This is a genomic window from Heliomicrobium modesticaldum Ice1 (assembly GCF_000019165.1).
Taxonomy (GTDB): domain Bacteria; phylum Bacillota; class Desulfitobacteriia; order Heliobacteriales; family Heliobacteriaceae; genus Heliomicrobium; species Heliomicrobium modesticaldum.
The window spans coordinates 2,465,829-2,491,766 of sequence record NC_010337.2; the positions used below are offsets into that span (position 1 = coordinate 2,465,829).

Below are 25,938 nucleotides of genomic sequence, written 5' to 3' on the forward strand. Positions count from 1 at the left end.
AAAAGGAAAAAGACAGAAGGCGCCGAATAAATGGTATATAATGGAAAAATAGCGGAGGTGTGGGCATGCTTCGGCTTACCTGGTTATCGACTGTGTTGGCGCTGGCTTTTCTGATCCTTTCCTGCGCGGCGCCGATTGAAAAAGAGGTAGAAAACCGAGGAAAGACAAAGGCCGATGAGAGGATTCAGCGCGGCGCGCCAGCTATGGTCGGTTCGCAGACCGTCGCGGTCATTATCGACGGATCTGCCGTTGCAACAGAACTGGACTTCAGCGAGAGCGCCGCTACCATCGATGACGATGAGCTCCTGGTCGTGCGCGAACCAATCATGGCGCGGGCTTGGAAAGGGCAATTTGACGAGATGTGGGAGGAAGAAGACAACTATGTGGGCGTGAAATGAGAAAATTGAATAGGAAGTTACCTTTTCCCCTTTCCCTGAGCGATGCGCAGCATCTGCTCTTTTTTGTCTTTCGGCGGGATATGCAGTTCACCGCGGCGGACGAGGGAGATGGCGCTGGGTCGGCAGCCCTTGACACAGGCGCCACAGCCGATGCATCGATCCGTCAAGACGAAAGCAACCTTAGTTGGTCCGGTCATCACAGCTCCAGTCCTTCCACCACCTGCCCCTGACGGCCAAAAAAGATCTCCATCACCGGAACCGGCGACCGGACGAGAGCGGTTGTCACCGCCTGTGGAACGTTCGATCAGGGAGATCGCCCGCACATGGCAGCGCTTCAGGCAGGCGCCGCAGCCGGTGCAGCGGTGTTCGTCGATGGCAGGGATGAAGTTGCTCGGATGGACTGAGGCGATGTTATGTTCGTTGATTGTCCGCAGTACGCCGCAGCAACAACCGCAGCAGTGGCAGATGTAGGCCGGGTTTTTTTGCACATTGTCGGCCAGGTGGACAAGGCCCAGAGACTCCGTATGGTCGAGGACGCGCAACAGTTCGTCCGTGCTGGCCGGGCGGGCAAAACCGCGCCGGATCAGCCACTCGGCCGCAGCGCCCAGGGACGTGCAGACATCGTCGATGGGGGCGTCGCAGGCCTTGCCCAGATGATCGGCCTCATGACGGCAGTAGCACATGGACAGACCGCCGCCGCCGGAGTCGCGGATCATGGCTGACGCTTTCTCATAGTCGAGGACCTCTGTCTCCACCTCATCGGGCATGACACTCTCATAAGCCCAAGTGTGAAAAAGCTTCGTATCGCCGCCGAAAAACTCGCCGGCGACGCGCCTGTCCCGGAAGTATCGCTCAAAAAGTTCAGCCAAGTCCTTCTGGGGCAGTTTGTCGGTGACCCGCATGAAGGTGTACTCGAAGAATCCGATGACGAGCGGCGAGAGGACGTACATGCTCCGTCCTTTGCGGGGAAAGTCCATGACCAGACCCTTGTCGGCCATGTTGTTTAAATGGGAGACCAGTTCTGTCTCTGCGATTCCCGTCAACTCCGCCAGCCGTTCCACCGTCGTAAAGCCTTGCGGGAACTGGCTGGCGATCTCCGCCTCCCTGTAGGTGTACATGGTGTGTAAGATCTCCATCAGCGTTTCGTTCATGGGCGCCCCGATAGGGTTTTTGTCCAACCGGCTGGCGAGCGCCCGAAGAACCTCTTCCTTTTTCATGCCTAAGTGACCGATGGGAAACACCTCCCTTTAACAAATTCTTTTGACGAAGAGGAATAAAAAATGAAGAAACCCCCTGGCCATGCAACCGACCAAGAGATTCCTCCGTCTCGCGCCCAAGGGCAGTCTGATCCTATCAAAAGAAAGCACGAGATACAAGGGGGGAGCGCCAAGTCACTTGATTGAGACCCAAAAATTTCTATATCAAAAAATCAGATGCCTTCTGCTGACCGGCATCACAATTATTCTTCCTCTTTTTTGTCGCTTGCGCCTTTTTTCTCGTCGCTTCCAGCAGTGTCTTTTTTCTTCGTGGCGCCCTCGTCGTCGCCTTCCTCGCCGCTACCGCCTTCGCTGCCTTTTTCTCCGCTTTTCTCACGTCCGCCTTCTTCGTTCTCCTCGTCGCCGCCTTTGCTTTTCTTCTTCCCGCCCTCTTGCTCGCCCTCGTCGCCTTTTTTCTCCATCTCCTCGTCCTTGTCTTCCACGTTCATGCCTTTTTTCTCGCCTTGCTCACCTTTGTTCTGCTGCTGTGTCTGGTTTGTCTCCGGCGGTCGCCGTTCCGGCGTGCAGCCGGAGACGATCATATATAAAAAGAACAGGATGACCACAGTGATCTGCCGTCTCATCAGGCCACCTCCCGAAGCAAGTTTTCCTCAGTGATAAGAACCCCATACCGGATCATGTGAATTCCTGCCCAACGCATTGACACTGTTCCCGGCGATCCTGTACCATCTTCTTCGAAGAAACTTTGAATCAGAGGCTGTATTCGTTTCCGGGAAAGAATAAAGGATGGGTGGCTATGTCGATGGAACTTCAAATCAACCTTGCGCAGGCGAGAAAAGAAAAACCAGCCGCCGATAAGCTCGGTTTTGGTACGATTTTTACGGACCATATGTTCGTCATGGACTATTCGGTCGAACAGGGCTGGCACAATGCCCAGATCATGCCTTATGGTCCACTGCTCCTCGAACCCTCGATCATGGTCTTTCACTACGGTCAGGCTGTCTTTGAAGGCATGAAGGCCTTCCGGACCAAGGATGAGCGCGTTGTTCTCTTCCGCCCGGAACGATACATCCGCCGCATGTCCTACTCGATCCAGAAGCTTTGTATCCCTGCCTTCGACGAGGCTTTCGTTGTCGACGCCATCAAAACCCTCGTCGATATCGAACGGGACTGGGTCTATGGCGCCGAAGGGACGGCGCTCTACATTCGGCCCTTCATCATTGCCACCGACCCCTACCTGGGCGTGCGCCCGTCGAATACATACAAGTTCATGGTCATCCTCTCGCCGGTGGGTGCCTATTACAAGGAAGGCTTCAACCCTGTCAAGATTTACATCACCGACGAGTTCACTCGGGCGGCCAAACAAGGGCTTGGCGACGTAAAGACGCCGGCCAACTACGCAGCCAGTCTGTACGCTGGCGAACAGGCGAAAAAAATGGGCTTTACCCAGGTGCTTTGGTTGGATCCGATCGAGAAAAAATACATCGAAGAAGTGGGCACCATGAACGTCTTCTTCAAGATCGACGGGGAAGTGGTGACCCCGGCGCTCTCCGGCAGCATCCTCTCCGGCGTCACCCGCGATTCGGTGCTGCAGGTCCTAAAATCCTGGGGGATCGCCGTGTCCGAACGCGCTATCTCTGTCGATGAGATCTTTGCAGCCTATGACGAGGGACGATTAGAAGAGGTCTTTGGCACCGGCACGGCTGCCGTGATCTCGCCTGTCGGGCTGCTTCGCCACGGCGAAAGGGAGATCAGCATCAACGGTGGCGTGACCGGCGAACTGTCGGCGCGGCTCTTTGACGCCATCACCGGTATGCAGTACGGGAAATGCAGCGATGATTTCGGATGGATTGTCGAGGTCTAATCGAAGCAAAAGCGATCTAGTCAAAGACAAACAGCTTCACAAGCGGTTCGCTCCGAGTTCAGAAGTAACTTGCAGGCTAGCGAGAAGCTGAGAAAATCCGCTCAGACCTGCCAATCTTAATGAATACAGTTCATCAAAAACAGTTCATCAGCAGAAAAAGCCAGCCCATCGGGCTGGCTTTTTTGGTGACAACTTTTTTATTTGTTCGTTTTTGGCATGGCTGTGGTGCCAGTGGCGGTCGTTCCAGCAGGGTTCATACCGCCAGCGGTGGAAGCGGTCGTTTGCGGCGCCGTGGTTCCCAAATTGGTTTTCGTCTTGTCGGCGTTCTTGGCCATTGCTGCGTTCACCTCCCGCCGATAGTTTGTTCCGTCTGCCCGAATCAATGCGCCCTATCACCGGATGTAAAGAAACAGAGACTGCCAAAGAGCGCCACAATGACGATGAGCGCCACGACCAGACTGCTCTTTTCCCAACAGGCGCCATAGGTGCTCATAAAGACACCCCCTCAAGGCTGACCCTAACCAATTTCATCCCCTCTGACCAGAATGTTCCTTTGATGCATCATATGTCCTTTTTCTCTCTACCGTCAGTCACAGACACACCTGAAAAAATGACTTGCGCAGCCTTTGGCTGGGACTGCTGGAACTCATAAATGATGCGGGAGATTCGGGCAATGGCCGCATTTGCCTCGGTCTCGCTGGGATGATGGCAGAGGATGGCCAGCACATAGGGACGGTTGGGGAGCAGCACGATAGCGGCGTCATGAAAAAAACCGATCTGCGATCCGATCTTATTGGCAACCTTAATATCATCGGGAACACCTGCGGGGATGCGGTTATCGATCTTGCTGTGAAGCAAGTACTGGAATATCTCCTCCCCGAAGCCAGGGTTGAGTTGCCGGAAAACCCAAATCCCTTTGAGGTAGAGGGCCATGTCGCGGGCGCAAGTGACATTACCCTTTCCTGGACCGGCCGGCACTGTGCGTGCGCCGGCAAGTCGCAGAAAGAGGTAGAAATTGGACCGCCCGACTCGGCGCATGAGCATGTTGGCAGCCGTGTTGTCACTGTCCTCGATGACGTGCTTTGCCAGTTGCCGGAGGGTGTACTGGCGACCGGGGAGATAGCTCCAGAGCCCACCCGAACTGGGCGCCAGATCGCTCGAGGTAAGGGTCATCGTTTCATCCAGGTCGAGTCGTTTGTCAAGGGCCAAAGCATAGAGAAAGAGGACCAGCGGCACTTTGATGGCACTGGCAGCCTGAAAGTTTTTGTCCGGTTCAATGGCGAATTGGTTGCCGTTCTCGAGGTCTTCGAGAAACAAGGCATAGTCGATCCCCGATTCAGCCATTTCTTTGCGGATTCGCTGGCGCAATTTGTCATACTCCGGTCCAGTGACAACGGTCGTTCTCTGCGTCTCTTCAAGTTGCAAGAGGAATTGCAGTTGGGCGATCTGCCGCTGCTGCCAATAAAGCCACCCCCAGGCGGTGGCGGCGAGCAGGAGCAACAAGCAGGCAATCCATAGGGCCTGTCTTTTCACTTTGGACGCCACCATCTGCGCGGCCAAACCGACCCCTCCTTTTGAACGCCTTTCTCCATCATACGGTAGCGCAAAAGGGAGTATGAATGAAGGAGTGTTAACGATGCCGTGTTAGGGGGACGCTTTGTGTTTTTCACCATTCATTTGCGAAGCCGTCGCTGGCGATGGATCGCTGGAGGACTATCTCTGTTGTTCTTGGTCCTGCTAGCCTCGGTGGCTTTCCGACTGGGCGGCGAACGGGAGGAAAACCTATCCGAGTCGCCGGGCTCCGCCTGCGCCGACCTCGATCGGCTGCTCTATCCGGCGGCGCCGCCGCTGAAAGGCAGTGATGTGGCCGAACTGCAGGAGCGGTTAAAGGAACTTGGCTATTACAGCGGACCGCTCGACGGCCTGTACGACAGGAAAACGGTGGATGCGGTGACGCAGATGCAGCGGCAAAAAGGGCTGAAGGCCGACGGCTGCGTTTCGTCCTCCACCTGGCTCGCGCTATCACCGCCGGTGATGACGAACCAACCGGCGGAACCGCGAAAGCCCCCCTCGGCGCCCGTAGGCGTCATCACTCTTGTCGTCGAACTGGATAAAAACACCCTCTCTGTTCTCATCGACGGGAACGTCTATAAGACCTATCCGGTGGCCACAGGAAAACGGGACACCCCATCGCCCGTCGGCGAATGGCGGATCGTTGACAAGCAGAAACATTGGGGCGACGGTTTTGGCAGCAGATGGTTAGGGTTCAACGTCCCTTGGGGCATTTACGGGATTCACGGCACCAACAAACCCTGGTCGGTCGGCAAGAGCGTGAGCGGCGGATGCTTTCGCATGCACAACCGCGACGTTGAGGAACTCTTTGAATGGATCCCCTTACGGACTGTCGTCCGTGTCATTGACTCGCAGAAGGTCAAATTGTCTAAAAGCGCCTATAAAATCGGCATGACCGGTCAGGAGGTGGCTCGGATTCAATTCCGCTTACAGGAGAAAGGGTTTTCGCCTGGTTTGGCTGACGGGCGTTTTGGGGCGGAGATGGAAAAAGCCGTCCGTAATTTCCAAAAACAGCAGCAGATTAGCGAAACGGGTGTCATCGACGAAGCAACCCTCAGGCTCCTCGATTTTCAGGTGGAGAAAAAAGAAGGTACTTGACGGGCAAGCCAACCATAAGTATAATTCACATTGTTATCGCTCAAAACAACAAAGAGCGAGAACCAAAAGGCGGTCGTGGCGGAATTGGCAGACGCGCTAGATTCAGGTTCTAGTGGTCGCAAGGCCGTGGAGGTTCAAGTCCTCTCGACCGCACCATTTGATGAAAAAGACGGGCTATGCCGTCTTTTTTTGTTCTTCCGTTTGATTTTATTTGCAGTTCTCTCCCAATCCTCTCCGGGGATATTTCGTTCCTCCTGTCCCAGACTAAGAGGTAGACCGGAAGAGAAGGGGGGGAGGAAGCGGCATGTGGGAACGAGACAAGACGCTGATCCATGACTCCGGATTTGAATTCGGCCACGCCGGATGGTTCGCTTTTCATGCAGTTGCGATTCCAACCATGATGTATATCGGTTCAGTTCTGACATCCCGGAAAAAGCGGCGCCAGTTTCATTAAAGTCCCCTTTTGGGGATAAAGCTATCTGATGCAGACGAAACAAACAATCCCCGCCGGGCCGATATCGCCCGGTATTTTTTAAAAAAAATCCAGCGCATGCGCTGGCAGGGAGAGATATATCCACCAAAAAGCGGAGCATCAGTAGTTTGCCCGAAAGAAGAACGCTTATTCAGGATTTTTTCAGCCGCCCTCGCTGATTGTTCGTTATATTCCGGACGATAGGGCAGGCAACGGTCTTTACAAAAATAAGTTAAATTGGCACCCTTCAGTGGTATAATGAATAGTAGAGGCAGCGATATTGGCCCTGTCATTGCGGTTCATGTGGGGCCGGGCACCGTCCTTGGCTCCATTGGAAAAATACGATAAAAGGAGTGTTGCCTATGTTGGACATCGTACGCAAAGCACTGCTGGCCGGCCTCGGCGCCGTCACCTTGACCAAAGAACGAGCCGAGGTCATCGTCGAGGAATTGGTAAAAAAAGGCGAGATGAGCAAAGAAGAAGCCGCCAAGATCATTGAAGAATTGCTGGAAAAGAGCAAAGAGCAGCGCGAGGTCGTCTCCGAAACGATCAAGAGTGAATTCAGCCGCCTCCGCAACGACTTCGGTTTAGTCACCCGGAAGGAATATGAAGCCCTCGAGGCGCGCATTGCTGCGATCGAGGAAAAGCTGGGCATCCGACCGAAGGAGGAAGTTGTCATCGACGCGGAGCCGGCCCCTGCTGAGGCTTCGGCCGCCGAAACGACAGGGGAAAAGACAGAGTAATTCTTAAGGAGTAGCTTTTTAGTCCTCAAAAAAAGGAGAGATAAGGAGCGCCATGCCGACCTACGATTTCGAATGCACCCACTGCGGTCACCAGTTTTCCGAGTTGGTATCCTACGATAAACGAAGCGAAGTCCCTTGCCCTAAATGTGGACAAAAAGGTGCCAAAGCGCTGATGACTGGCTTTTTTGTCGGGAAGTCCAGTTCACCGTCCCCCTGCGGACCCGGCGGATGTCCCGTGCCGACACCGGGCGCTTGCTCTAGCGGCGGTTGCGGCTGTCCTCTTTGAACGCCTTTCCAGCCCATCAATATTAGACTAGGCTGCCGAGATGATCGATGCCTGTCCGAAAAAATTTTTCCGGACAGGCATTTTTGTCATTCATAGTCCTGCCTTCACGCCCATATACATGCAGCAGAATCGGGACAAGGGTGAGGGGGGAGTTCATGAGGCCTCTATTTTACCGGTGGCGTCAGATGGTGCTGCTGCTGTTCCTGCTCCTGTTCTTCCAGAATTCCGGCGTCGCCCTGGCCGACCCGGAACCACCCCCGCTGGAAGACAAATCTCAGCGGCAAGTCAAACATGTCCTCATTATGGTCATGTCTGGTGTGGGAATGGATGCACTGCTGCACACCCATGCACCGGCTTTTCATGACGTATCCAAGGAAGCGGTGAAGGTAGAACAGGCGGTTGCCGTCTATCCGCCGACCAACCCGTCGGCACTCGCCTCATTGGCCACTGGCGCCACGCCCCGTCGCCATGGCATGCTCAACCCCCTCCAGCCCTTGCAGGCGGAGACGATTTTTCAGATCTGGCAAGCCCAGGGGCAGCAGACCTTGTTGGTCGCCTCGGCAGAGGAAGATGTGAAGCCGCTGGTGCCCGGTTTTCGCCAAAAAGTATTCCTTCGCGACGGCGCCGCCAAGGCGCTCACTGACCAAGCTCTCGAACAGTGGAAAGCTAATAAACCTTTCGCCACCCTAGTTGTCTTCTCTGACCCGGCGCGAGCAGCTAAGAAAGAAGGTCCCTACAGCCAGGGACACCTGCGCGCCATCAGTGAGGTCGATCAGCAGATCGCCCGCTGGATCCGCGCGATTAAAGAGGCCGGCCTCTATGAGGATACTTTGATCATCATCACATCTGACCATGGGCTGGCCCCACGCAGCAGCGATCGCACCGATAAAACGGTCGACCGGGAACTCGTGGTTCCCTTGCTCCTGCGCGGTCCCAAGCTCAAAACAGCCGTCACGTTGCCGCCTGCGGGCACTGTCGACGTAGCAACTACCTTGGCCCAACTGACAGGGGTCCGCCGTCCGGCTCAAGCGGAGGGAGATGTCCTGTGGAACGCCCTGCTCCCCGGCGCTGAGGTGAGCCAAGAAGGGCTATATGAAAGACGGGTGAAAGACCTCAGCCAGCGCAATCTGGAGTTGTCGCGCAGCGCCTTCCAATTGGCCGAAGACAAGATGAATATCGACGCTCGCATCGAGAACCTGCAGGAACAGAAACGGCAGATGCAAACGTTTACGGAAGAGAAAGAACAGGTGATCGCCGCCCTGGAAGATAAGGTCTTTTGGCTGCGTTGCCTGATTGGCGCCATCATCTTCCTCGCCATCATTGGCTTTATCGTCGAATACTGGCTGCTTCGCAAACGATTCTTGCTCTTTGATTAGAGACGGCTATGCCAGTATATAGAAAAGCAACAACCATGGGATCTGAAAAACAAGACAGGTGAAGCCATATCGATAGGGCGGGTGCCTCCCCGTCCTTTTGCTTTTTCTAAGGATGTCCAGCATCAACGAACCAGAACTGTATCATGCAAGAACCATTTTTTTTGCATAATGCATGGAAGCAAGCTATAATGGCAGTCAGAACAAGAATGTTGGAGGGAGACGGATGTCCTTTTGCCGGTTTCCCTTGACCGTTATTAGCAAGGAGGAAGCCCGCCGGTACGCCGGAATGGCCGGAACGTCTGGAGAGGAATTTCAATTTCCCGAAGAACGGCTCCTCGCTGCCTGTCAGGAGGGGCTTCTTTATGCCGAGGGAAAGGCGCTCTGGAAAACCTTTCCCTATGATCCAGAGCGGAGTGCTGTCGGCACTGATCCCGTCATCATTCTGGAAGGGCGGGATATTGTCGCCCATCTCGCTGGCGCCGAATCGGTTGTCATCATGACAGCGACGATTGGTCAAGCCCTGGAGCGGGCAGTGGAGGAACATTTTGCTGCCGGACGCTATGTCCAAGGGATGCTCCTCGACGCTGCCGGCACGGCTGCCGTAGAGGCGGTGGCCGATCAGGCGAATCGCTACATAGAGGAAGAGGGCGCCCGCCGGGGATACCGCGCCACTTGGCGCTTCAGTCCCGGCTACGGGGATTGGCCGCTGACCGTGCAGCCAGCCCTGCTTGCCGCCGTAGAAGCCGGCAAACTTCCCGTCTCGGTCACGGAAGGACTTATGCTCAACCCGCAAAAATCAGTCACGGCCATCATCGGTTTGGTTCCACGCACGGTTGCCTCGAACAAGAAAACCGATATCGTCTGTCAGAGAGGTTGCACCGCCTGCCCAAAGAAAGATTGCCTCGCTAGAAAGGAATCGTGATAGGATGATAAAGCTTTTTGACGGCGCCATGGGGACTATGCTGCAAGCGGCAGGTCTGCTGCCGGGCGCTTGCCCGGAACGGTTCAACCTAGAACACCCCGAACGAGTGACCGCCATCCACCGGCGCTATGTGGAGATGGGCGCAGAGATCATCGAAACGAACACCTTTGGTGCCACTCGGCTCAAACTGGCCCACTACAGGATGGCCGACCAGGTCGAGGCCGTCTGTCATGCCGCTGTTCGGGCTGCCCGTGCCGCTTGCGGGCCAGCGACAAAGATCGCCGGCTCTGTAGGACCGACAGGGAAACTGATCGCGCCGCTCGGCGAACTGTCCTTCGAAGAGGCTGTCGATGTATATTCGGAACAGATCAGCGCCCTTGCGGCGGTTGGCGTAGATTATATTCTTATCGAGACCATCATCGACATCCAAGAGATGCGGGCCGCGCTGCTGGCGGCGAAAGCTGTGGCCAAGGTCCCCGTGATCTGTCAACTCAGTTTTGGCGCTGACGGTCGAACCGTCACCGGCACCGATCCGGCGACTGCCGCCTACCTGTTGGAAGCTATGGGGGCTGACGTGATCGGCGTCAACTGCTCCCTGGGACCGGCCCAACTGCTGCCGGTTATCGAAGCCATCGCCGGCGCCACAAACCTCCCCATCAGCGCCCAGCCTAACGCCGGGATGCCTGAACTGATCGACGGGCGCACCGTCTTTCCCATGAGCCCGGAAGAGTTTGCCTCCTGGGCGCCCAAATTGGCAGCCGCCGGTGCCACTTATCTCGGCGGTTGCTGTGGCACCACGCCGGAGCATATCGCCGCCGCCAAGGCTGCGCTGGAAGCCGCCTATCCCGGTGGCGCCGCCCCTGCCCGTCTAATAAAAGACCCGGTGACGGCGCTGACGAGCCGCAGCCGCACCGTCTTTCTGGGACCGGCATTCTCTCCGGTGATTATCGGCGAGCGCATCAATCCGACGGGCCGCAAGGCCCTGGCCGCCGAAATCAAAGGCGGAAGCTGGCTGACGGTGAAACGGGATGCCATCGAACAGGTCCGAGCCGGCGCCCAGATCCTTGACGTGAACATGGGCGTTCCCGGTATCAACCAGGCTAAGGCGATGGAAACAGCCATTACGGAATTGTCCTTGCTCGTCGATGTGCCTCTGGCCATTGATACGACCGATGCAGCCGCCTTGGAAGCGGGGCTTCGGGTCTACCCCGGCCGCGCTTTGATCAACTCGGTAAGCGCCGAGCCGGACCGGCTCCGTGAATTCCTGCCGCTGGCAAAAAAATATGGCGCCGCTGTGCTCTGCCTGCCCATTGCGCCAGGCGGCGTTCCCCAGACGGCGCAGGAACGAGTGGCTATCGCCCAGCAGATCGTCGACGCCGCTCTAGCCGCCGGTCTCCGCCGTCAGGACCTTCTGCTCGATCCCCTCGTCATGACTGTGGCCACTGACGCGAATGCCGCCCGGGAAACGCTGGAGACGCTCCGCAGCTACCGGAAAACCTTCGGGTTCCCAACCGTCATGGGTCTTAGTAATGTCTCCTTCGGCCTGCCACGGCGCAATCTCGTCAACGCCGCCTTCTGTGCATTGGCTCTTGACGCCGGTCTGGACGCGCCGATCATGAACCCCTTTGATGAAACCCTCTCTGACTGCTGGAACGCTGCCCAGGTATTGCTCGGCCATGACAAGCAGGGACAGCGCTTCTGCATCCGTTACGCCCAATCTGCGGGGGCACCTTCATCGGCGAAGGTCGCAGGCAACGCCGCAACCGAAGGCGATGTGCTCACCTGCATCCGCAAGGCTGTCATCGCCGGCGAGAAGGAGAGCGTAATCCCCCTCGTCCGCAAAGCATTGGCCGAAGGATTGACGGCCATCGCCATCACCGAGGGAGGGCTGACAACCGCCATGACCGAGATCGGCGAGGCCTATGGCAGCGGCCGCTGCTTTCTGCCGCAAGTCATGCTTGCAGCTGAAACGATGCGGGTAGCCTTCCAGACTCTGAAGGCGGAACTGCCCAGCCAGGACATGGCCAGCAAAGGGCGGGTACTCCTGGCGACGGTGCGGGGCGATATTCACGATCTGGGTAAAAACATCGTAGCGGCCTTGCTGGAAAACAACGGATTTACCGTCATCGACCTCGGCAAGGACGTGCCGGCTGAACGGATCGTCGCCGAGGCGCGGGCGCAACGAGCCGACGTAGTGGGTCTTTGTGCCTTGATGACGACAACCTTGCCGGAGATCGATCACACCATCGCCGCCCTCAAAGCGGCCGGAGTCGAATGCCTGACTATGGCCGGGGGCGCCGTTGTCACCGCCGAATACGCCGCGGCAGCCGGGGTTGACGGCTATGCACCGGATGCTGTCTCGGCTGTGAAATTGACGGAAGAACTGCTTAAAAGGCGAAAGAGAGGAAAAACGCGAGGGCTGACGTGAAGTCAGCCCTTTTCAATGGTCATATTATCGTTTTCGGGTACCGGCTTGGCTTTTTACCCTCTCACTGAAACGTGTTACCGGCTAAACCGCCTGGTTGCGCAGCTTTTCCCGCAACCGGTCGACATGAGCGGCGAAAAGCTCCAAGCGCCGTTTTTCCGTCTCCGCGTTGTATTGACCTGACTCCAGATCCAACGTGGCGATCAGCTTCGCATAAAAGAGCTTATCCTCCAGGGACATGTTTCGGTTTTGAAAATACTTGTCGATCCGGTACAAAACTTGATCTTCTCGCATTATGGCCACCTCTTTCACTTTCGAACTATACCCTATAATCGTATGCATCAGTTGACAGCCGTAGAACCGGTTCTATACTATTTATCCCCTACATAAATTTTACATATAAACGGCCGATTGGACAGGGAGGAGGAACCGGTCTTGCACATACAGGAACAACGGAAATTGGAACAACAGATCCTCGGCTTGCTCGACCAGTTGATCGATGAAGCGAGCCAGGTCAGCATGCTCGTGGGTCCTTATCGGGAGGAGCGCTTTGAAGAGGGTGCACGGCTATCGGCCCAACTGGCAGTGCTCTGTGAATTGCTGGTAGAGGGAAGGCGCGAATATGTGGAACCAACCATGCGTCAGCTTTTGCAACAAAAGCTTCCCCATCCGGCCGTCTTGCGCAGTTTCGGCGAATTCCAGCGCACCCTCGAAGACTACCTGAAAGCCGGCATTGCCCGACGGCAGGCAGAATGGAACAGCGGTACTGTTGCCGTGGGCGGTGCGATGCCGCTGTTGCCGGAAAAGGACGTAACGTCTGATGCTGGGGCGCTTTGCAGCGCTGCAGCAGAGCAGGCCGCGTCAGCGAATCGATCTGGCCCGGCCACGGCAGCGGCCCTAAGACAAGCGCCATCGAAACAACACGCCTGCGCTGCCGCCAATACGCCCAAGTCTACCGCCAAAGCCGCAGGCAAGGAGGAAAAAGAATCTGGTAAAATCATCGTTATGCGCGCCCTGAAGGATATATACCCACAGATGGAGGTGATCGCCGGCAGCCCGCCCGGCCTATCAGGCATCGCCGCCTATGTGCCGGCGAAAGGGCTTGCCGTCTGTTGCGACCCTGAGCCGAAAGGGGCGAGCCGCCTCGAATTCGCCTGCCGACAAAGGGGCCTCAAATTAGCCTATATTTCTCCGACAGATATGCACAGCCCCAGCCGATTGAAACGGGCCTTGTTGCGCACAGGAATCCGCTGATTTTTTCCTTGACCCTTTTTCCGGGACGGTGTAGAATACAAGTACATCTTGAATAATCGATCCAATAGTGATGATGGGGAAGAGTAACCGTCTCATCCGCACAGACAGCGAACCGGGGTAGGTGGGAGCCGGACTGGCGGAAACGGTGAAAGCCACCCTTAAACTGCAACCTGAGCCGCTGAGCATAATATGCTGGTGGGGTAAGGGATGCCGGCATTCCTCCGTTATCGGGAAATTGAGTGGACCGGCGCATTATCGCCGGTAACCAGGGTGGTACCGCGAAGCCAGGCCTTCGTCCCTTTTTGTGGACGAGGGCCTTTTTTGTCGAGTAAAAAAAAGGAGTGACGTACCATGGAAGCTGGGGCCAAAAAACAAATCCTTGACATCCTCCAAGAAGACTGCCGGAGGAGTCCCGAACAGATCGCCCTGATGCTGGGCCTGGAAGCAGAGGCCGTAAAAGCTGCCATCGCCGAGATGGAAGATGAACGCCTCATTCTCAAATACCCGGCTCTGATCAACCCGGAAAAACTGGGTGATGACACGGTCACCGCCATGATCGACGTAAAGGTTGTTCCCCAACGGGATCTGGGCTTTGACCAGGTGGCCGAGCGCATTTACCGCTACCCGGAAGTGCGTTCCGTCTTCCTCATGTCCGGCGGTTATGACCTCTCTGTCGTGATTGAAGGGCGGACAATGAAGGAAGTGGCCCTTTTCGTGGCCCAGAAACTAGCCGTCTTGGAGCATGTCCAGTCAACGGCGACCCATTTTGTCCTCAAACGGTACAAGAAAGACGGCGTCATCTATGATGAAGAAATAGAAGACAATAGATTGCAGGTGAGTCCATGATGAAGCCCTTCAACGACTACATCAACCCGGTAATCCTTAACCTTCCGCCCTCGGGGATCCGCCGATTCTTCGATCTGGTGGCCAATACGAAGGGCGTCATCTCCCTTGGTGTGGGCGAACCGGACTTCGTCACCCCCTGGCATGTGCGCGAATCCTGTTTTTACGCCCTTGAACGAGGTTACACCATGTACACATCCAACTTCGGTACGCCGGAGTTGCGGAAAGAAATCACCCGCTTCATCCAGCGTTCCTATGGGGTCGATTATGACCCCCTCTCGGAGGTTCTGGTCACCGTCGGCGCCTCTGAGGCTGTCGATCTGGCCATGCGGATGCTGCTCTGCCCCGGCGATGAGGTGCTTGTTCCCGAGCCGAGCTACGTCTCCTACTCACCAACTGTCACCATGGCCGGCGGCGTAGCCGTCGCCGTCCCTACCTATGTGAAAGATGACTTCCAATTGACTGTTGAGGCCCTGGAGAAAAAGGTGTCGCCTCGCACCAAGATGCTTGTCCTCTGTTATCCGAATAATCCGACAGGCGCGATCATGACCCGGCCAGAACTGGAGGCCATCGCCCGCTTCGCAGAAGAGAGAGACCTGATCGTCCTGGCTGACGAGATCTATGCCGAACTGACTTATGAGGAACAGCACGTCTGTTTTGCCGGACTGCCCGGGATGCGCGATCGCACCGTGCTGATCAACGGCCTGTCCAAATCACACGCCATGACGGGTTGGCGTATCGGATATGTTTGTGGGAACAAGGATTTTATCGCCCAAATGACGAAAATACACCAATACACGATCCTCTGCGCGCCGATCATGGGGCAAATGGCTGCTCTCGAAGCGCTGCGCAACGGGGATCTGGAAAAGTCGCGCATGGTCAATCAATACGACCAGCGCCGCCGTTTCGTCGTTGCGAGATTCAACCAGATGGGGTTGACCTGTTTTAACCCGCGGGGCGCCTTCTACGCCTTCCCCAGCATCACCGCCACCGGACTGTCCAGCGACGATTTCTGCGAACAACTGCTGGCAGAGGAGAAGGTGGCTGTCGTGCCTGGCACCGCTTTCGGCGCCAGCGGAGAAGGATTTATCCGCGTCTCCTACGCCTCATCGATGGCCAATCTCACGACCGCCTTGGACCGCATCGAGGCTTTTGTCCAGCGCTGCAAGAAACGGCAGGCGTCCTGAAAGGAAGATGCCTGATGAAACTCCGCTTTCTGGGAGCCGCCCAGACGGTCACCGGTTCTTGCTACCTCATCGACACCGGGAAGACCAAACTCCTCGTCGATTGCGGACTCTACCAGGGCCCCAAGGAGATCAAAGAGCGGAACTACGGCGAATTTCCCTTCAACCCGGCTGCGATCGACTTCGTCTGCCTGACCCACGCCCATACAGACCACTCCGGCTTACTGCCCAAACTGGCCCGCCTGGGTTTTAAGGGCCAGATCCTGGCCACTGCGCCGACCATCGACCTCTGCAACATCATGCTGCCCGATTCAGGCCACATCCAGGAGATGGAAGTGGAGCGGAAAAACCGCAAAGCCTCCCGTTCGGGAAAACCACTGTTGCAGCCCATCTATACGGTCCGCGATGCTGCTGAAACGATGAAATATTTCCGACCTGCGGGCTACCGCGAAACCATCCAGTTGACGCCGGAAATCCGGGTGCGTTTTCAAGATTCCGGGCACATCCTCGGTTCGGCTTCTCTGGAGATCTGGGTGACCGAAGCGGGGAAGGAGGCCAAGATCGTCTTTTCCGGTGACTTGGGCAACACCAACCTGCCCATCGTCAATGAGCCGACGCCCATCACCGATGCCGACTACATCGTCGTTGAGTCCACCTACGGCGACCGCGACCACGACCGGAGCCGGTCTCGGCTGGATCTGCTCCAGGAGGTCATCCAGGAGACTTATGACCGGGGCGGCAAGCTACTCATCCCGTCCTTCGCTATCGAACGCACCCAGGACCTGCTCTATGAATTGGCCCAACTGTTCCAAAAAAAGCTGGTTCCTGACATCGACATCTACATCGACAGCCCCCTAGCCATCGCTGCCACTGAAGTTTTTATGAAAAATATGTACTACTTCGATGACGAGGCTAAGGGCTTTTTTACCGCCAACAACGGCGTCTTCTCCCTGCCAAACCTGCACTACTCCCGACGAGCCGAGGAATCGATGGCTCTCAACAGTCTGCAGGGACGGGCGATCATCATCGCCGGTTCGGGGATGGCCGATGCGGGGCGGATCAAGCACCATCTCAAGCACAATCTTTGGCGCAAAGAAACAACGGTTCTCTTTGTCGGCTTCCAGGCAGAAGGCACTCTGGGACGGCGGTTGCTGGAAGGAGAGAAGCAGGTCCGCATTCACGGTGAGGAGATCACGGTCCGCGCCAACATCCGCAATGTGCCCGGTTTTTCCGGCCATGCTGACCGGAGCGGCTTGATCAACTGGCTAAAGCATTTTCAGAGGCCGCCGAAAACCCTCTTTATCACCCATGGCGAACCGGAGGCGATGAACAGTTTTTCCGACCTGATCCGGCAACAGCTGGGCTGGAAGACCCATATCCCTGCCTGGCTAGAGGAAGTGCCTTTGCTGGCGGAGCAACCTGCCGAAGTACCGGCAGCAGCGGCGGCAGTGACTTCAACCTCTGTTCTGCCCTCCGTCGGCGATCTGGTGACGCCAGAAGCCGCCGAGCGGGCCTATCTGCAACTGCGCATGCTGTTGCGTGAACTGGTTGAAGAGGAAATGGACCGCCACGAATATGCCCGCCTGCTGGAACACTTCAAAGAATTGGAAAAGGTCATCCTCTCCATGTTGGGACGACCGCTCGGTGGCGCAGGCAGTGGTCGCGCGACCGGGTAAGCCTAGTGGTATAGGAAAGGAACGCCTTTGGACAAATTATGGTATGGAGGTGAGCCTTTAATGACCCATATCATCAACGACGATTGTGTCAACTGCGGCGCTTGCGCACCTGAATGCCCGACGAATGCCATCAGCGAAGGCCCTGACAAGTACATCATTGATGCGGACAAGTGCATCGATTGCGGCGCCTGCGCCGATGTCTGCCCCGTTGGCGCTCCTCGTCCGGAAGGGGACCAAAAATAAACGTTCTCTACAAAAAACCTTTCCTGCCGCTGTGCAGGGAAGGTTTTTTACCCTGTTGCCAAGCCGATCAGGGGAGAGTACAATGGGACTGACAATCATTTGCATTCAGGGGGCTGTATCCCATGCGACTCTCGCTCGACCAGGTCAAAAGAGGCCAGCAGGTCGTCATTCGTTCCCTTCCTGACGAGCGGATCCGGGCACAGGCCATCCGCTTCGGCATCGCCGAAGGCGCCGCAGTAGTCTGCCAGGAGATCATCCCCGCCGGTCCCATTGTCATCCGCAAAAACAAACAGGAAATAGCTATCGGGCGCGATCTGGCCCGGCGGATCGATGTAGAACTCGTCAGTTGATAGGACTGGGATATGATGAACCAGGAACCAGGAATTTCTTCCTATTTGCGTCGTCTCCCCGCCGTCCATCTCGTAGCGGCGCAGGCCGATCTTCGAGAAAAAACGGACGCTTTCGGCCAAGCGAGATTGGTGGCAGCCATTCAGGCTGCCCTCGATCATCTGCGTCAGCAAATCCGGAGGGTCAGTTCACTCGAAGCGCTCGAACAGATCGATATCACGCCGGAAGGCGTCAGTCGAGCGGCGCTGGCCTTGCTGGAGGCGCAGGAGCGACCGCATCTCCAGCAAGTGATCAACGCCACCGGCGTGATTCTCCATACGAATCTCGGCCGCGCACCCTTGGCTGACGAGGCATTGGCCGCTATCCAAAGAACTGCATCAGGCTACTCGAACCTGGAACTTGATCTGGCCTCAGGCAAGCGGGGGGAGCGCTACGACCATGTGCGGGACTTGCTCTGCCTTTTGACCGGCGCCGAGGCAGCCCTCGTCGTCAACAACAACGCCGCCGCGGTCCTCTTGGTTCTCACGGCCTTAGCCAGAGACCGGGATGTCATCCTTTCGCGGGGCGAAATGATCGAGATCGGCGGTTCTTTCCGCATCCCTGACGTGATGGTCCAGAGCGGCGCCCGGCTCGTCGAAGTGGGCACGACAAACAAGACCCGGCTCTCCGACTATGCAGCTGCCATTACTGAAAAGACGGCGCTTCTGTTGAAAGTCCACCCCAGCAACTACCGGATCATCGGTTTTACCGAATCGACAGCGCGAGAGGACCTCGTCCGTCTTGGGAATGGGCGGGGCATCCCTGTTGTGGAAGATCTGGGCAGCGGGGCCTTGCTGGATGGCGACGGTTCTGGATGCTTTTTGGGCGAACCGACTGTCTCCCAGGTGGTCCGCTCCGGCATAGATGTCGTCACCTTCAGCGGCGACAAGCTCCTCGGCGGACCTCAAGGGGGGATCATCGTCGGCAAGCGCTGCTGGATCGACCGGATCGCCCAGCACCCGCTCACACGAGCGTTGCGTGTCGACAAATTAACCCTAGCCGCGCTGGAAGCGACCCTTCGTCTCTACCTGCGACCAGAAGCGGCCCGAGAACAGATTCCCGCCCTTCGGGCGCTGCTTCGTGATGAAACGGAAATCCGTGAAGAGGCGGAAAGGCTTGCCGCATCGCTGCGATCGGCCTTGGCAGCCGCCTCCGCACCTGATCCGGCAACAAGCCCCGCAGCGACTTCGGTTCCTACTCCCAGGGCACCCTCGTTCATTGCGCAGGCAACGGTGCAACCGAATGGGGAGACGATCGCTCGCAAAGAGAGAATGCCAGCAGGAGACAGGCTTGTTCGCGTGGAAAAAAGCTATGCCCAGGTAGGCGGAGGCGCCTTGCCTGAGTTGCAGATCCCCAGTTGGGCTGTTGTCGTTACGCCGCGAACCGGCGCCCGACATTTGGCGGAGGACCTGCGCTGCGGCGAGATCCCCGTCCTCGGGCGGGTGCAATCGGAGGAACTTTGGCTGGATCTGCGAACGGTCACCTCGGCGCAGGCAACCCTGTTGCCTCGTCTTGTGGCGGCTGTTTTTTAAAAAAGGGCGGCTGTTTTTTTATCATCTATGTGTAGCTTTTCGCAAACGCAGGAAGGGGGGAGCGCCGTGACCTTAGATCCGATTCGCCTGACGGCGATGTCCAGTAAAGCTGGGTGAGCGGCCAAAATCGGTCCTGCGGACCTAGCCCAGGTCTTGGGCTACTTACCTCCAAAACCAGACGACCCGAACCTGCTCGTCGGCTTGGAATACAGCGATGACGCCGGCGTATACCGGCTCTCGCCCGATTTGGCGCTGGTGCAGACCGTTGACTTTTTTACGCCAATCGTGGATGATCCCTATCTCTTTGGGCAAATCGCCGCCGCCAACGCCCTCTCCGACGTGTACGCCATGGGCGGACGACCGGTGACGGCTCTCAATCTTGTCGCCTTTCCCACCAAAACGTTGCCCATGAAAGTCCTCGGTGAGATCCTGCGCGGCGGCGCCGACAAAGTGCGCGAAGCCGGTGCCGTCTTGCTCGGCGGCCACTCCATCGAGGATAAGGAACCCAAATACGGTCTTTCCGTCACTGGCGTCGTCCATCCCGACCGGGTCTGGACCAATGGCGGCGCCCGGCCCGGTGACGGGCTGATCCTGACCAAGCCGCTGGGCATCGGCATCATCTCGACGGCCATCAAAAAAGGCAAAGCCTCCCCGGACGCCGTGGCAGCGGCCACAGAGGCGATGACTGCCCTCAACAAGACGGCGGCGGAGGTTCTTTCCGACTTTTCCGTCGGCGGATGCACCGACATCACCGGCTTCGGTCTTCTCGGTCACGGCCTAGAGATGGCCAGAGCGTCTCGATGCAGCCTTCGAATCCATGCCGGCAAGGTTCCCATCATACCCGAGGCCCGCGACTACGCCATCGCCGGATACGTCCCCGGCGGTTCCAAATGCAACCTTTCCACCGTTTCGCCGCAGCTCCATCTTGCGGCGGATCTGCAACCAGAAACGGGTATCCTGCTGGCGGATGCCATCACCTCCGGCGGCTTGCTCGTCTCCCTGCCGGAAAAAGAGGTAGAAGCGGCGATCGCGGCGCTTCATAACGCTGGTGTGACCAGCGCCCGCTACATCGGCAGTGTCTCCGGCGACGCGCCGGGCACGATCTCTGTCCTTTCAGAATAGGAAAGAAGGGTCAGCCTTGTCTTTCGAACGAACCGGTTCCATCTTTTCTGGACTCGCAGGCGCCTATGTCCAAAGGGAGGCCCATGTGGTCTCCCTTTTTCCTTACGCCTTCCCCGATGAAAACGCTCTGGCGCTCCGCGCCCGCCGAATGACCGCAACAGACTCCTATCCCCGCTCGGAACTATCGTCTCTCCTGGAAGGGTATCAGCGCCGGCTGGCAGATCTTGCAGGGTTGGAGGGATCCTCCAACCGGGCTGCCGACCAGGCGCGCCGCCTGGCCGAAGCAAATAGCCTTGCTGTGGTGACCGGTCAGCAAGCGGGTTTGTTTACCGGTCCCCTGTACACGATCTACAAAGCCGTCACCTGTATCAACCTGGCCAAGCGGTTGGAGGCAAAAACTGGTCAGCCCGTTATCCCAGTCTTCTGGGTCGCCTCGGAGGACCATGATTTTGAGGAGATCTCTCACATCAAACTTCTTCAAGGGGAAAAGACCGTCGTCATCACAATGACCAGCCGCCCAGATGAGGACCGCTTTGCCATAGGCCACCGCACCCTGCCGGAGGACTTGGCGGTAACCCTTGAATCTTTTTTATCTCATTTACCCCAAAGCGAACATAGGCTGCCATGGGAGGAGACCTGGCATCGTTTGCTGACCGGTCCCACTGGTCCCCATGAGCACTTCGCCGCCCTGTTGCACAAGCTGTTGGGTCCTTACGGCCTCGTCATCCTTGATCCGCTCCTCTCGGGCCTGAAGCAACTGCCGAGATGTGCATCCTTCTTCGCCAGTGTTCTTGAAAACGAAGTTTCCCTGCGGGAAGGACTATCCCGGGGCGTCGAACAGATCCGGAGACTGGGATATACGCCACAGGTGGAAAAGGGGCCGGAAGAGACAAGCCTTTTTTACTTTCATCAAGGCCGCCGGCTGGCCATCTTGCGTGACGGCAGAGGCTACCGACTCCGGGGCGCCGAGATTACCTTCAGCCGCGATGAACTGCTCGATCTAGCGCAGCGTCAGCCTGACTTGTTTTCAACCAATGTGGTGACACGCCCGCTTCTCCAGGATCAACTCCTGCCTACGACGGCTTATGTGGCTGGTCCCGGCGAGATCGCTTACTTTGCCGCTTATCGAGATGTCTATCGTGCCATGGGCATGGAGATGCCACCCATTGTTCCCCGGTTGAGCGTCACCATCATCGAAGGCTTTGTCGACAAACTGCTTGAGCGCTATGCCCTTTCCTTCGCCGACGTGCCGGCGGGACTCGAAGGGCGGTTGAGGGAAGAATTGGCCGCCCAAGACGAACTGGGCATCGGAGCGCTCTTCGAGGAACTCGAATCGCAGGTGCGGGCGGCCTATCTGCCGGCAGTCGAACGGATCGCCCGCTGGGATCGGCAGATGGGAAATCTGGCCGAAGAGAACTTAGATCGCGTCATCGCCCAAGCGCGCTTTTTACGCCAGAAGGTTGAACACCGGCACCGCCAGCGTTGCCAAGACAAGCGAAATCACTTCCGCAAGGTGGAATTACACCTTTGGCCGGGTGCCCCACAGGAGCGGGTGTACAACATCTTCCCTTATCTTTTGAAATACGGTTCCTCTCTGATTGAAACGCTCCTGGAAGCGCCCGTCGAGTGGCTCGACTCCCACTGCTTGTTCCGGTGCTGAATGAAAAAAGCCGTCCCCGTTGAGCAAAATCTTCTGGGACGGCCTTCCTATTGTCTTGTTTGATACCTTTTGACGAGGCAAAAGAGTTACATGGCGAAGAGGTGTCCGCCAATTTGAGTGGTAATCACCCGCTGACGCATCCAGCCGTCAGAGGACTTATCGGGGTTAAAGAAGAAAAGGGCGCCTTTAGAGGGATCCCAACCAGCCAGGGCGTCCTGCGCCGCCTTTTGGGAGAGGGCGCTCGCTGGTCGATTGATCATGCCGTTTCTCACCGGCGTAAACTGCAAGGGATCATAGATGACGCCGGAGATGGAAGATGGGAACTTTCCGCTTTTTATCCGGTTGAGCACCACAGCGCCGACGGCCACTTTGCCTTCGTAAGGCTCGCCGGAGGCCTCCGCCTCGATCAACCGCGCCAGCAGGTCCAGGTCAGACTGGCCGACGCCGTTGCTTGCCCTCTGACTTTGCCGGTCGATCCCCGTAGGCACCTTGAGCACCTGGCCGGGATAAATGTCGTTGGTAATCATCCCGTTCAGCTCCTTGATCGCCCAATCAGTGGAGCTGAAGCGGTTGGCGATCAGATAGAGGCTGTCGCCCGATCTGACGGTGTAGGTGGAGACATCGGGAATGTTCAGCACTTTGCCTGTTGGGAGGTTGTTAGGCGCCACCTGATTGGCGCCTTGAATCAGCGTCCAGGGGAGGCCAAAGCGCTGACCCAACGAGTAAAAGGTGTCACCCGGTTGAATCGTATACTGCCAGGCATGGGCCGGCGTTGCGGTGGCGCCTCCCCAGATCAGGAAGGTAAACGCTGCCGACAGCATCCCGGCACGTAGCCAAGAGCGACGAAAGACCATGTAAAGGATCATCCTTTCCAAGCGCCTTCGGAGTTAGCTGACGGGTTGGGCCAGAAAGGTTGGCCTTCTTCCGAAGAAGATTCACCCCTCGCAACCGGAAATCGGCTGCAGAACGACCTAGTGAGGGCCGCGGTTCCTCCGTACCCCAGCTGGGGATTCGGCGTTTTATTTTTGGTTCCCCGCAATTATACCGGCTTGGACAGACACTGTCATGACGATCATTTTTCCTGAGGCGGTAGGGCTTGGACAGTTTCCCAGGTTTGACGCCTCTATAAGAGCCATGTTGACGCTCTGTCTAAAGATCGCAGCAGCATTTGAGCAGGAAAAGTGTCCAATTTGTTGAAATGTCGGAAAAATGCAAATAGGAGGTGTGCCTTGTGCAACAACGGCATGAGATCGTCACCCAACTGTTCAATTGGGTGGCCATCATCAATGCTTCTCACAACCCCATCATCGCCACTGACCATGAGGGGCTGGTGCGCGTCTTCAACAAGGCCGCCTCCCGCGCCTTTGGCAAAGAAACCCGCGACGTCATCGGAATGCCCTTTGAGGCTGTCGTCCCCAAGTGCCGCCTCCGGGAGACGATTCAAACGGGCCAACCCCTAACTGGCCTGCGTTTTAGCTACCAGGAGCGGGTCTTTCTCGTCAACCTGACTCCCATACTGCGAAAACAGCAGCTCGTCGGCGCCGTGGCGATCTTTCAAGACATGACCGAGTTGGAGTCTGTTGTGGAGGAACTCAATCGGGTCAAGGAATTAAAGGGCACCCTGGAAGCGATCTTGGAGGCCGCCTATGACGGGATCATCGTCGTCAACGCCGAGGGTATCATCACCATGGTCAATCAAGCCTGTTGCAATTTCCTCGGTTTTCGCGAGTCCGATCTGCTGGGCCGCCATGTGGCCAACATGGTGGAGGGGACGCGCATGCATATCGTCTTGCAGACAGGACAAGCCGAAGTAGGCGATTTACAGCGCACCGGCGGCCATGACTACATCGCCATGCGCATCCCCATCGTGAAAGATGGACAGGTCGTTGGGGCTGTCGGCAAGATCATGTTCAAAAACGTAAATGAACTGAACGCGCTGGCTTCGAAGATCAATTCCCTTCAAAAAGAACTCCATTACTACAAGGAAGAACTGCAAAAGTACCGGGGCGCCCGCTACAGCTTTGACGCCGTAGTCGGAACCAGCTACGCCATCCGGATGATCAAGGATACGGCCCGGCAGGTGGCTCGCACCGATTCGATCGTCCTGCTCCGGGGAGAGAACGGCACAGGCAAACAACTGTTGGCCCATGCTATGCACATCGAGTCAGAACGGAGAGAAGGCCCCTTCATTCAAATCAGCTGCAGCGGAATCAGACCGGAGTCCCTCGAGATCGAACTATTCGGCAGCGCCGTCGACGCACCCGGGGCATCATCGTCAGGCAAGTTTGCCCTTGCCCACCGGGGGACGCTGTACATTACCGATATCGGCGACATGCCGCTGCCTGCACAAGCCCGGTTGTTCCGGCTGCTGCAAGGTCAATTGCCCCTCGTCGACAGCCCCGACGGCCCGGTGATCGCCGATGTTCGACTGATCGTCTCAACAAACCGCCATCTCGAGGAGATGGTCCGCAAAGACCTCTTCCGAGAGGATCTCTACAACCGGTTGAACGTGATCAGCCTCTTCATCCCGCCGTTGCGTGATCGCAAGGAGGACATCCCTGAACTGGTCTCCCTCTTTATCCAGAATTTCAACCGCCAATTTGGTTTTTCTGTCCAGAAGGTGACACGGGAAGCTATGCAGGTCCTGATCAACTACCATTGGCCGGGTAATGTGAGGGAACTGCACTCGTTGATCGAGCGGATCTACGACCGGGTCAAAGGCGACACGATCGATGTAGGCCACCTGCCCATGCACCTGCAAAAATTCAACCACACGGACGCGACAGCGCCTCAGTCACAAAGCCTGCAAGCCCTCCTGGAAGAGACAGAAAAAACGGCGATCCTGCAGGCCTTGCAGTCCGCCAATGGCAACAAGGTGCAGGCGGCCCAATTGCTCGGGATTTCCCGTGCCGGCCTCTACCAGAAGTTGGCTAAGTACCAAATTGAAGAGTGATCCGCGAGCAGCGCCGACTTTCATTGGGCAGAGCGAACCGATCGAGCATAGATACCCTGAACCTTCTGGTTCGGGGTTTTTTCCGTTTCATGCATAGAGAACTTCAGTGAACCAAAAAATAGGGCAGACAGGTCTAATAGGAGGGGAGAACAATGCGCTGTTGCAATGCTTTTTTCGCCATACTGCTCACGGCGGCCTTCGCGTTCGCCGGGTGGCAGGGCGTGAACCAACCGCTGTCGGACGCCCCATGCGGCTTCTCTGCTTGGAAAGCAGGCGGTAACGCTGACGCGAAGGCAGTTTGGAATCTGCCTGCCGCTGAAGCAGAAACAGGACAAGGGTATCCAAAACGGGGAGACGAGACGATGCTGGCTCGGGCAATCCACGGTGAAGCCAGGGGCGAACCGTATGAAGGACAAGTCGCCGTTGGCGCCGTCATTATCAACCGAACAAAACATGCATCCTTTCCCAATTCGGTCCACGGCGTCATCTTTCAACCGGGCGCCTTTACGGCCGTCAATGACGGTCAGATCTGGACACCCTTAAAACCGACTGATTCGGCCAACAAGGCGGCACGCGACGCCCTGGCCGGCTGGGACCCCACCGGCGGATGCATCTACTACTGGAACCCGGCGACGGCGACGAGTCGGTGGATCTGGAGTCGGCCCGTCGTCAAGCAGATCGGCAAACACTATTTCGCCAAATGAGCCGTTA

Annotated in this window: 26 protein-coding genes, 1 tRNA gene, 1 riboswitch and 1 other annotated feature; of the genes, 21 read left to right on the forward strand and 6 right to left on the reverse strand. The window is 57.0% G+C overall.

The window, feature by feature from the left end; all coding sequences use genetic code 11:
* Positions 1–65 precede the first annotated feature (65 nt).
* Positions 66–398 (forward strand): hypothetical protein, encoded by a 333-nt coding sequence (locus HM1_RS11355; RefSeq protein WP_012283528.1) that lies wholly within the window; start codon positions 66–68, stop codon positions 396–398.
* A 17-nt stretch (positions 399–415) separates the two neighbouring features.
* Here HM1_RS11355 and HM1_RS11360 read toward each other — a convergent pair whose 3' ends face one another.
* Both HM1_RS11360 and HM1_RS11365 read right to left on the reverse strand, forming a co-directional pair.
* Positions 416–1,639, reverse strand: coding sequence for a 4Fe-4S dicluster domain-containing protein (locus HM1_RS11360; RefSeq protein WP_012283529.1), 1,224 nt, complete (start codon positions 1,637–1,639; stop codon positions 416–418).
* A 218-nt stretch (positions 1,640–1,857) separates the two neighbouring features.
* The gene (locus tag HM1_RS11365; protein ID WP_041313842.1) at positions 1,858–2,238 is read right to left on the reverse strand and encodes a hypothetical protein; all 381 of its coding nucleotides are present in this window, start codon (positions 2,236–2,238) and stop codon (positions 1,858–1,860) included.
* A 179-nt stretch (positions 2,239–2,417) separates the two neighbouring features.
* On the opposite strand from HM1_RS11365, the gene HM1_RS11370 reads away from it, so the two are divergent.
* Positions 2,418–3,479: a branched-chain amino acid aminotransferase gene (locus HM1_RS11370; RefSeq protein WP_470303220.1), complete on the forward strand. Its 1,062-nt coding sequence runs from the start codon at positions 2,418–2,420 to the stop codon at positions 3,477–3,479.
* A gap of 197 nt (positions 3,480–3,676) precedes the next feature.
* Here HM1_RS11370 and HM1_RS15810 read toward each other — a convergent pair whose 3' ends face one another.
* Together HM1_RS15810 and HM1_RS11375 are read right to left on the reverse strand one after the other, a co-directional pair.
* On the reverse strand, positions 3,677–3,814 hold the full coding sequence (locus HM1_RS15810; RefSeq protein ID WP_012283533.1) for a hypothetical protein: 138 nt from the start codon (positions 3,812–3,814) through the stop codon (positions 3,677–3,679).
* A 226-nt stretch (positions 3,815–4,040) separates the two neighbouring features.
* Positions 4,041–5,039, reverse strand: coding sequence for a serine hydrolase (locus tag HM1_RS11375; RefSeq protein ID WP_012283535.1), 999 nt, complete (start codon positions 5,037–5,039; stop codon positions 4,041–4,043).
* A gap of 162 nt (positions 5,040–5,201) precedes the next feature.
* Here HM1_RS11375 and HM1_RS11380 point away from each other — a divergent pair, with 162 nt between their 5' ends.
* The 8 genes from HM1_RS11380 (at position 5,202) to HM1_RS11410 (ending at position 12,376) form a co-directional block, all read left to right on the forward strand.
* The gene (locus HM1_RS11380) at positions 5,202–6,149 is read left to right on the forward strand and encodes a L,D-transpeptidase family protein (RefSeq protein WP_049754144.1); all 948 of its coding nucleotides are present in this window, start codon (positions 5,202–5,204) and stop codon (positions 6,147–6,149) included.
* Between the two features lie 69 nt (positions 6,150–6,218).
* Positions 6,219–6,305: transfer RNA gene (locus tag HM1_RS11385), tRNA-Leu, on the forward strand.
* Between the two features lie 148 nt (positions 6,306–6,453).
* Positions 6,454–6,603 (forward strand): hypothetical protein, encoded by a 150-nt coding sequence (locus HM1_RS15815; RefSeq protein WP_012283537.1) that lies wholly within the window; start codon positions 6,454–6,456, stop codon positions 6,601–6,603.
* A 380-nt stretch (positions 6,604–6,983) separates the two neighbouring features.
* Complete coding sequence (locus HM1_RS11390; RefSeq protein ID WP_012283539.1) at positions 6,984–7,364, forward strand: phasin family protein; 381 nt, start codon at positions 6,984–6,986, stop codon at positions 7,362–7,364.
* Positions 7,365–7,416: 52 nt separating this feature from the next.
* On the forward strand, positions 7,417–7,650 hold the full coding sequence (locus tag HM1_RS16555) for an FmdB family zinc ribbon protein (protein WP_041313845.1): 234 nt from the start codon (positions 7,417–7,419) through the stop codon (positions 7,648–7,650).
* Positions 7,651–7,805: 155 nt separating this feature from the next.
* Positions 7,806–9,026: an alkaline phosphatase family protein gene (locus HM1_RS11400; RefSeq protein ID WP_012283541.1), complete on the forward strand. Its 1,221-nt coding sequence runs from the start codon at positions 7,806–7,808 to the stop codon at positions 9,024–9,026.
* A 223-nt stretch (positions 9,027–9,249) separates the two neighbouring features.
* Positions 9,250–9,948 carry a hypothetical protein gene (locus HM1_RS11405; protein ID WP_012283542.1) on the forward strand — a complete coding sequence of 233 codons (699 nt, stop codon included), beginning with the start codon at positions 9,250–9,252 and terminating at the stop codon, positions 9,946–9,948.
* A 4-nt stretch (positions 9,949–9,952) separates the two neighbouring features.
* Positions 9,953–12,376 carry a homocysteine S-methyltransferase family protein gene (locus tag HM1_RS11410; protein ID WP_012283543.1) on the forward strand — a complete coding sequence of 808 codons (2,424 nt, stop codon included), beginning with the start codon at positions 9,953–9,955 and terminating at the stop codon, positions 12,374–12,376.
* Between the two features lie 81 nt (positions 12,377–12,457).
* Here HM1_RS11410 and HM1_RS11415 read toward each other — a convergent pair whose 3' ends face one another.
* Entirely contained in the window at positions 12,458–12,667 is a 210-nt protein-coding gene (locus HM1_RS11415; RefSeq protein WP_012283544.1) for a hypothetical protein, read from the reverse strand.
* Between the two features lie 141 nt (positions 12,668–12,808).
* On the opposite strand from HM1_RS11415, the gene HM1_RS11420 reads away from it, so the two are divergent.
* From HM1_RS11420 to bshC, 9 genes are all read left to right on the forward strand, one after another.
* The gene (locus tag HM1_RS11420; RefSeq protein WP_012283545.1) at positions 12,809–13,627 is read left to right on the forward strand and encodes a hypothetical protein; all 819 of its coding nucleotides are present in this window, start codon (positions 12,809–12,811) and stop codon (positions 13,625–13,627) included.
* A 61-nt stretch (positions 13,628–13,688) separates the two neighbouring features.
* Positions 13,689–13,930: a binding site (T-box leader), on the forward strand.
* A gap of 48 nt (positions 13,931–13,978) precedes the next feature.
* On the forward strand, positions 13,979–14,473 hold the full coding sequence (locus tag HM1_RS11425) for an Lrp/AsnC family transcriptional regulator (protein ID WP_012283546.1): 495 nt from the start codon (positions 13,979–13,981) through the stop codon (positions 14,471–14,473).
* The gene (locus HM1_RS11430; protein WP_012283547.1) at positions 14,470–15,657 is read left to right on the forward strand and encodes an aminotransferase class I/II-fold pyridoxal phosphate-dependent enzyme; all 1,188 of its coding nucleotides are present in this window, start codon (positions 14,470–14,472) and stop codon (positions 15,655–15,657) included. Before HM1_RS11425 ends, HM1_RS11430 begins: the two co-directional genes overlap by 4 nt.
* A 14-nt stretch (positions 15,658–15,671) precedes the next feature.
* Positions 15,672–17,330, forward strand: a complete 1,659-nt coding sequence (locus HM1_RS11435) for an MBL fold metallo-hydrolase RNA specificity domain-containing protein (RefSeq protein ID WP_012283548.1) — start codon at positions 15,672–15,674, stop codon at positions 17,328–17,330.
* Positions 17,331–17,390: 60 nt separating this feature from the next.
* A complete protein-coding gene (locus HM1_RS11440) occupies positions 17,391–17,573 on the forward strand; it encodes a DUF362 domain-containing protein (RefSeq protein ID WP_012283549.1) in 183 nt (60 codons plus the stop codon).
* A gap of 122 nt (positions 17,574–17,695) precedes the next feature.
* Positions 17,696–17,923 (forward strand): FeoA family protein, encoded by a 228-nt coding sequence (locus HM1_RS11445; RefSeq protein WP_012283550.1) that lies wholly within the window; start codon positions 17,696–17,698, stop codon positions 17,921–17,923.
* 15 nt (positions 17,924–17,938) lie between these two features.
* Positions 17,939–19,492, forward strand: a complete 1,554-nt coding sequence (gene selA, locus HM1_RS11450; protein WP_187147778.1) for an L-seryl-tRNA(Sec) selenium transferase — start codon at positions 17,939–17,941, stop codon at positions 19,490–19,492.
* A gap of 96 nt (positions 19,493–19,588) precedes the next feature.
* Positions 19,589–20,614 (forward strand): selenide, water dikinase SelD, encoded by a 1,026-nt coding sequence (gene selD / locus HM1_RS11455; protein WP_248660642.1) that lies wholly within the window; start codon positions 19,589–19,591, stop codon positions 20,612–20,614.
* A gap of 16 nt (positions 20,615–20,630) precedes the next feature.
* Complete coding sequence (bshC, locus tag HM1_RS11460; protein ID WP_012283553.1) at positions 20,631–22,274, forward strand: bacillithiol biosynthesis cysteine-adding enzyme BshC; 1,644 nt, start codon at positions 20,631–20,633, stop codon at positions 22,272–22,274.
* Between the two features lie 86 nt (positions 22,275–22,360).
* On the opposite strand, the gene HM1_RS11465 is transcribed toward bshC, so the two are convergent.
* Positions 22,361–23,128 (reverse strand): cell wall hydrolase, encoded by a 768-nt coding sequence (locus HM1_RS11465; protein WP_012283554.1) that lies wholly within the window; start codon positions 23,126–23,128, stop codon positions 22,361–22,363.
* 8 nt (positions 23,129–23,136) lie between these two features.
* A riboswitch (cyclic di-AMP (ydaO/yuaA leader) is annotated at positions 23,137–23,301 on the reverse strand.
* Between the two features lie 204 nt (positions 23,302–23,505).
* On the opposite strand from HM1_RS11465, the gene HM1_RS11470 reads away from it, so the two are divergent.
* Both HM1_RS11470 and HM1_RS11475 read left to right on the forward strand, forming a co-directional pair.
* Positions 23,506–25,227, forward strand: a complete 1,722-nt coding sequence (locus HM1_RS11470) for a sigma-54-dependent Fis family transcriptional regulator (RefSeq protein WP_012283555.1) — start codon at positions 23,506–23,508, stop codon at positions 25,225–25,227.
* 152 nt (positions 25,228–25,379) lie between these two features.
* Positions 25,380–25,931, forward strand: coding sequence for a cell wall hydrolase (locus tag HM1_RS11475; RefSeq protein WP_012283556.1), 552 nt, complete (start codon positions 25,380–25,382; stop codon positions 25,929–25,931).
* Positions 25,932–25,938 lie beyond the last annotated feature (7 nt).

Bases quoted from the DNA above. Each gene is read 5' to 3' on its own strand.
- HM1_RS11410 (WP_012283543.1), top strand. From the start codon at position 9,953: ATGATAAAGCTTTTTGACGGCGCCATGGGGACTATGCTGCAAGCGGCA.
- HM1_RS11355 (WP_012283528.1), top strand. From the start codon at position 66: ATGCTTCGGCTTACCTGGTTATCGACTGTGTTGGCGCTGGCTTTTCTG.
- HM1_RS11390 (WP_012283539.1), top strand. From the start codon at position 6,984: ATGTTGGACATCGTACGCAAAGCACTGCTGGCCGGCCTCGGCGCCGTC.
- HM1_RS11425 (WP_012283546.1), top strand. From the start codon at position 13,979: ATGGAAGCTGGGGCCAAAAAACAAATCCTTGACATCCTCCAAGAAGAC.
- HM1_RS11465 (WP_012283554.1), bottom strand. From the start codon at position 23,128: ATGGTCTTTCGTCGCTCTTGGCTACGTGCCGGGATGCTGTCGGCAGCG.
- HM1_RS11415 (WP_012283544.1), bottom strand. From the start codon at position 12,667: ATGCGAGAAGATCAAGTTTTGTACCGGATCGACAAGTATTTTCAAAAC.
- HM1_RS11475 (WP_012283556.1), top strand. From the start codon at position 25,380: ATGCGCTGTTGCAATGCTTTTTTCGCCATACTGCTCACGGCGGCCTTC.
- HM1_RS15810 (WP_012283533.1), bottom strand. From the start codon at position 3,814: ATGGCCAAGAACGCCGACAAGACGAAAACCAATTTGGGAACCACGGCG.
- HM1_RS11445 (WP_012283550.1), top strand. From the start codon at position 17,696: ATGCGACTCTCGCTCGACCAGGTCAAAAGAGGCCAGCAGGTCGTCATT.
- HM1_RS11370 (WP_470303220.1), top strand. From the start codon at position 2,418: ATGGAACTTCAAATCAACCTTGCGCAGGCGAGAAAAGAAAAACCAGCC.
- HM1_RS11435 (WP_012283548.1), top strand. From the start codon at position 15,672: ATGAAACTCCGCTTTCTGGGAGCCGCCCAGACGGTCACCGGTTCTTGC.
- HM1_RS11430 (WP_012283547.1), top strand. From the start codon at position 14,470: ATGATGAAGCCCTTCAACGACTACATCAACCCGGTAATCCTTAACCTT.
- HM1_RS11440 (WP_012283549.1), top strand. From the start codon at position 17,391: ATGACCCATATCATCAACGACGATTGTGTCAACTGCGGCGCTTGCGCA.
- selA (WP_187147778.1), top strand. From the start codon at position 17,939: ATGAACCAGGAACCAGGAATTTCTTCCTATTTGCGTCGTCTCCCCGCC.
- HM1_RS11405 (WP_012283542.1), top strand. From the start codon at position 9,250: ATGTCCTTTTGCCGGTTTCCCTTGACCGTTATTAGCAAGGAGGAAGCC.
- HM1_RS11365 (WP_041313842.1), bottom strand. From the start codon at position 2,238: ATGAGACGGCAGATCACTGTGGTCATCCTGTTCTTTTTATATATGATC.
- HM1_RS16555 (WP_041313845.1), top strand. From the start codon at position 7,417: ATGCCGACCTACGATTTCGAATGCACCCACTGCGGTCACCAGTTTTCC.
- HM1_RS11400 (WP_012283541.1), top strand. From the start codon at position 7,806: ATGAGGCCTCTATTTTACCGGTGGCGTCAGATGGTGCTGCTGCTGTTC.
- HM1_RS15815 (WP_012283537.1), top strand. From the start codon at position 6,454: ATGTGGGAACGAGACAAGACGCTGATCCATGACTCCGGATTTGAATTC.